Annotated in this window: 5 protein-coding genes; all 5 read left to right on the forward strand. The window is 36.0% G+C overall.

The genetic code is table 11. The annotated features are described in order from the left end of the window. The first annotated feature begins 155 nt into the window (after positions 1-155). The 5 genes from JF818_RS09485 to JF818_RS09500 all read left to right on the forward strand — a co-directional run bounded on the left by JF818_RS09485 (position 156) and on the right by JF818_RS09500 (position 3,919). On the forward strand, positions 156-1,037 hold the full coding sequence (locus JF818_RS09485) for a hypothetical protein (RefSeq protein WP_198891773.1): 882 nt from the start codon (positions 156-158) through the stop codon (positions 1,035-1,037). A gap of 343 nt (positions 1,038-1,380) precedes the next feature. Next, the gene (locus JF818_RS16555) at positions 1,381-1,503 is read left to right on the forward strand and encodes a hypothetical protein (RefSeq protein ID WP_255528446.1); all 123 of its coding nucleotides are present in this window, start codon (positions 1,381-1,383) and stop codon (positions 1,501-1,503) included. Positions 1,504-1,732: 229 nt separating this feature from the next. Next, positions 1,733-2,323, forward strand: coding sequence for a deoxynucleoside kinase (locus JF818_RS09490; protein WP_198891774.1), 591 nt, complete (start codon positions 1,733-1,735; stop codon positions 2,321-2,323). Between the two features lie 414 nt (positions 2,324-2,737). Continuing rightward, positions 2,738-3,262, forward strand: coding sequence for a hypothetical protein (locus JF818_RS09495; RefSeq protein ID WP_198891775.1), 525 nt, complete (start codon positions 2,738-2,740; stop codon positions 3,260-3,262). Positions 3,263-3,304: 42 nt separating this feature from the next. Further along, positions 3,305-3,919, forward strand: coding sequence for a hypothetical protein (locus JF818_RS09500; protein WP_198891776.1), 615 nt, complete (start codon positions 3,305-3,307; stop codon positions 3,917-3,919). Positions 3,920-4,025: the final 106 nt, after the last annotated feature.

A 4,025-nucleotide genomic window follows, 5' to 3' on the forward strand; every position in this document is an offset into this window, starting at 1 on the left:
ATTGATAAGTTCGAAACTGTATTCGCATCATTTGATAAGAAAAAAATCAAAGTGGGTGATTATCGAAGAAAAATGACTGCAGAATTTTTTAGCCAGTTACATAAATATGAAATGATGGATATTTCAGATATAACCCTTGAATTGGGTACTAAATAATGTCAGAGTTCACATACATAGCTCCAAAGAGATTTATCAACTCAGTTTTTGGTGGTCAAAAACCTAATAATAAGGATAATTATAGGGTGCAATCCTTGTTATTGATCCTGGGGCTTGGCGAAATTATGAAGAGGAATTCAAGTAGTCCAATATCGCTTCATAATAATTTTGCATTAATCCCAGTTCAACCTTCAACAAGAATGACGATTCGTGAGATTAAAAACCTAATATTTTCCAATAATTCAATTGGAGAAATTAGAAATTTTTTTACTAGTTGCTACCAAAAAAATTTTGCTTTCCATCAAAAAATCTGTAATGAATTACTAACAGCCATAGGCTATATGGAACAGAATAATCCAATTGCTTCTTTTGTCTCAATTTATCGTTTGTATGAGCAAATCGCTCTTTGCTTACCAATAGTTACTTTAATAAAGAAGGCTCAATTCCCGGCTACTTTTGATGATTATAAAAAATTGATTAACAATAAAGCAAAATCCGATTTGAGCGTTCTTAAGAATTATTCAGAAAATATCATGGACCCGAATATTGGTGATATAGATGTAGAGTTTGATTTCTCAAACACAACCTCTCCCATTAAATATGTTAGTTTGCTCGAGTCTCTAATCCCACATGATTTGCGTAGTACACATATTACATTCAAGACGCCTGTTTCATTGCGAATTAAAAACAAACACATGCAGATGATTGTTATAACATTCAGAAATCGATACTTTCATTATTTGTTTAATGAAAAGAATATTGACTATAATGATCTACCTTATCCTGAGGAATTCCTGGAGGTCTGTAATCCATTATTTATAAATTTTTATTCACAGATGTATTTAGACTTGCTTGGATCAGAACTATATATTTGGGGATAGAATGATGATCTCTTGAGGACAATTTTGAGAATAAACTCCAATTGAAAGTGGTATTTAATCCTATTTGCTTTTTTGTATATAATTATTTAGCCTATAAATCATCAATGACAACCTGCCTATGATACAAGATTACCCTATGCAACTGTTTGTTTTGTAAACACTTATTTTTTCGTTATTTTGCCAGTTTTTCAGGATTTTTCATTAATTTAGACTACTCAATTTCGTCAATTTTTATCCCAAGTACGCACACCCGTATTTTCAACAATACCGTTGATTAATATGCCAATTAGTTTTGGGGTTCGGAGGTTTTCTTTGTCCTACTCATAGCCTTTTTGGAGCTGTAATGGGTGCTCTTTCGGACCTTGTTCCCGTGCTCATCGACCTCGATATTGGAGCGTTTTGCCTTGAGTTTCTGTACGCGTTTGAAATGGCACTCATGGATGATTGGGGTGTGATGGTTGAGTGACCGATGAACCTCGAACAGGTCACGAATCGTTCTCAAGCAAATAATAAACAAAATACTTTTGCTTTAATGTTACGAAGATTGTACCAAGTAAGGATATTTTTCATTTGTGCAGCAATCAGAGCATATCCAACCATAACCCTCATTAATACCAACCAGGTTGATGTTTCTTGCCAAGAGGGGTTATTGTTTAAGCCAAAACACTTTTTGTTACTCAAAATGAGGTTATTTCATGATTAAGATTAGCATAAGCGGGCCGATGTCGGTTGGAAAAACAACGGTGATCCAGAGATTACTTGAGAATAATTTTGGGTTCAGTGCATTGTTCGAAAATTCAGAATACTGCAACAGGCTATTCAATTCTATATATTCAAGAGAGGACTCCTTATTCGGTCGCGACCTAAAGCAGATGATATACCTAAATGACATCATAGAGAGACAAAGTAAAATTGATACTGAGGTCGTACTGATGGATAAGGGAATTGAGGATATTTTGTTCTTCTGGAGACGGACAATTGAATTGCACTTTCCCCTGGACAACGAAAAGTCGGTATTCTGGACTATATCCGAATTATTAAGAAACAATTTTTCTGACCTAATTTTCTATCTAGATGCAAGTGATATAACTTTGTATTCAAGGAAAGCTCAGGATGAATCTAGATCGAGATCCTTTTTCGATGAATATATGAAATATTATCGGGCCAAGGAACGAGAGCACTTTATTAAACTAGGCGCAAGAGTAATATCAACCGACTTTTTGTTACCAAATGAAGTTGCAAAGATGATTGGAGATGAAATAGTAAAGGCACTAAAACAAGAATAACTAATTCGGGATTCTCCAGAATGTCTTCCTTCTCGAAGTCCATCTGGGCTGAGAGGCTTTGCAGCTGACGCTCCATCTGAGTGCTCACACGACAGTACAAGGCCACGCGTATGCGCTTGAAATGTCTCCTGGCTGGAATGACATGAATGATAGGTTTTCTCTTCTCGTCCGGCATGGTTTTTTATAACACGAATGGAAAGGGATGGATAGATTTCAGAGAACAATCTTGATTGGACCTCGAATCGATACTTTTATTGCCCAAACATTTACAGCTGGGATTTCTTGGCTTATAGTGATTCTATTATCATTAGCCACATAACAAACCACGTTAGCAACCTTAAGAATTGTGGACGATGAAAAGGCTCCTCATTTTGCTAAAGGCTTCCTTTCATATTGCCAATCAGGAGATTTGATATGGAGTTCATAAATTCTGGGATTACAGTTTTTGGGTTTATTGTTAGTTTTTTCTTATTAAGAAGTTCATTCTCACAGGAGATCCAAAAGCAAAAGACAGATATTTACCTTAACCAGTTATCTGAAATGCCAATGACCATTTTGAAAATGCTTGATTCGGTCATATTCAAACAAAAACCTCAAAATGATTTGGTTAATGATATTCGAGATATCAGCAATCGAATTATGGCTTATGGGACTGCGGATGCTGTCCGTATTGCAGCAAAGATGTTTGAATTCAGCTATAACAACCATAACAAAACAGGGACGGAAAAAGACATATATTCAATTACAGCAATCTATGTGCTATTGTTTTGCCAGCTTAAATATGACCTTACAAATATCTGGATTTCCCCAGAAAATTATTATAGAACTAAAATCAAGGATTACACACCGGAGCACAGAGAAAGCTATCGTAGGGCAAATGATAATCTTGTCAAGGAGCTACGTCTTGACAGAAATCTCCTATTTACGGCTCAGTGGTGATGCATTCAATTATTAACCGACATTATGAGGGAGATGAATATAATGCCTACCTATGAAACCATTCTTTTTGGAAATGGGTTGACTACATCTCTATTCAATCGTATTCGACAACAAAAACTTATTAGGAAATCTGATGAGAAGCTGCTTAAGTTAAATGAACGAGTCTGCAGCATGATTGGAGCACCTGTAGATTCCCCGAACTATCGAGGAATTCTCTCACTGTTTGGAATCTTCGGTCGTGATATTCCGAATTACCAGCAAATAATCGATGCGCAAAAAGCTGCAAAACGCGTACTTACACCATTCATCCCAGAGATTAGAAAGTATGGGATGGAATACTTTGTTGGAAAACATCTGTTTGAAAATTCTGAACTCGACAATCCAGTAAAAGATAATATCACATTCTTGTACCTTTTCTATAATTTCTGGTATAGAGAAATTGAAGGCTCGATAATTACAAGACCATCGGTCAAAGATTATCTTGAGGAAGTCGGTTATGAATTTTCCGTTCAATTCAAGGACATTCTTACCCTTAATTTTGATCTGCTTCTTGACAATACTTTTCTACGTCGGCCTTTGTCTGTTCAACACATCCATGGAAGATTTATTGAAAAATTGGGTAAGCGGGGTGGGCGGTTAGCTCCTCCTGTGCTATAATTTATGCATATATCCTTGAATGGTGGAGGAGCTGTGAAATCCACATCAAATGCAGAGTATGAGTACCCAAATACATACAGGGACTTTGTGAGAATGTTTCCAGATG

The sequence above is a fragment of the Sphaerochaeta sp. S2 genome (genome assembly GCF_016406725.1).
Classification (GTDB): Bacteria; Spirochaetota; Spirochaetia; order Sphaerochaetales; family Sphaerochaetaceae; genus Sphaerochaeta.

Bases quoted from the DNA above. Each gene is read 5' to 3' on its own strand.
- JF818_RS09485 (WP_198891773.1), top strand. From the start codon at position 156: ATGTCAGAGTTCACATACATAGCTCCAAAGAGATTTATCAACTCAGTT.
- JF818_RS16555 (WP_255528446.1), top strand. From the start codon at position 1,381: ATGGGTGCTCTTTCGGACCTTGTTCCCGTGCTCATCGACCTCGATATT.
- JF818_RS09490 (WP_198891774.1), top strand. From the start codon at position 1,733: ATGATTAAGATTAGCATAAGCGGGCCGATGTCGGTTGGAAAAACAACG.
- JF818_RS09495 (WP_198891775.1), top strand. From the start codon at position 2,738: ATGGAGTTCATAAATTCTGGGATTACAGTTTTTGGGTTTATTGTTAGT.
- JF818_RS09500 (WP_198891776.1), top strand. From the start codon at position 3,305: ATGCCTACCTATGAAACCATTCTTTTTGGAAATGGGTTGACTACATCT.